This is a genomic window from Vibrio sp. 1641 (assembly GCF_033339995.1).
Taxonomy (GTDB): Bacteria; Pseudomonadota; Gammaproteobacteria; order Enterobacterales; family Vibrionaceae; genus Vibrio; species Vibrio alginolyticus.
Map to the genome: position 1 here is coordinate 1 of NZ_JAWOVP010000147.1, position 743 is coordinate 743.

Here is a 743-nt window from a genome sequence, read left to right on the forward strand (position 1 = left end):
GTACACACCATGTGTTGCTGCGATGGGGGCATATGTACGTGAATTTGGCCATAACTTCGCACGTTTTATTGCGGTATGGACGATGGGTTTAGCTTACCTATGTGCAACGTTCTACAATCAGTTGACGCATTTCTCTGAAAGCCCAATTACTAGTGGTGTCTGGATGGCAATTATTGTTGCAATCTTCATCGGAACTTATCACGTATTCAAACGTATTGGTAAAAAACAACATGGTGCGTTAGAGGCGCAAGTCGCATGATTTTAAATGAGCTTTATCAATATATTGCAGACAAAGGGACGGTCTCACAGTCTGAGCTGGCTAAGCAGTTTGGAATGAGTGAAGACGGTGCGGATGCAATGTTAAGCGTGTGGATCAAGAAGGGTAAAATTAGCCGCTTGGTTGATACCAATAAAGCTCGAGATGTGATGCGTGTGCGTTATGCCGTGACAAAACAAGACGGGTTGTCACTCACTGTTACTATGTAGTGGTTTATCAACCAAAGTTTACAAATAATAAAGCCGCGTCATTTCTGATGCGGCTTTTTCGTTTCTAATCAATAGCCTTGTCGCTGGCAAGCAAATCTCATAGCGGCTGAATATTAATTAAGTTTTATGGAAGATCGAGCTTAGCGACAATACATTTCCAATACGTTTGAGAATCTCATCTTGTTCTTCTTCGCTACGAAACTCGCCGCTTGTGTTTCCCCAAATCGGCCCTGGCCATGCAACGTCGTCCTTAAAGC

Annotated in this window: 1 protein-coding gene and 2 pseudogenes; 2 read left to right on the top strand and 1 reads right to left on the bottom strand. The window is 43.2% G+C overall.

Annotated features, from left to right (window positions below; genetic code table 11):
* Together R7Z47_RS24720 and R7Z47_RS24725 are read left to right on the top strand one after the other, a co-directional pair.
* Nucleotides 1–259: pseudogene (locus R7Z47_RS24720) on the top strand (ferrous iron transporter B); the annotation flags it as partial.
* Complete coding sequence (locus R7Z47_RS24725; protein ID WP_005496063.1) at nt 256–486, top strand: FeoC-like transcriptional regulator; 231 nt, start codon at nt 256–258, stop codon at nt 484–486. The pseudogene R7Z47_RS24720 and the gene R7Z47_RS24725, both read left to right, overlap by 4 nt.
* A 117-nt stretch (nt 487–603) precedes the next feature.
* On the opposite strand, the pseudogene R7Z47_RS24730 reads toward R7Z47_RS24725, so the two are convergent.
* A pseudogene (locus tag R7Z47_RS24730) lies at nt 604–743 on the bottom strand (HIT family protein); the annotation flags it as partial.

Excerpts from the sequence above, each read along its gene's own strand:
- R7Z47_RS24725 (WP_005496063.1), top strand. The coding sequence starts at position 256 with ATGATTTTAAATGAGCTTTATCAATATATTGCAGACAAAGGGACGGTC.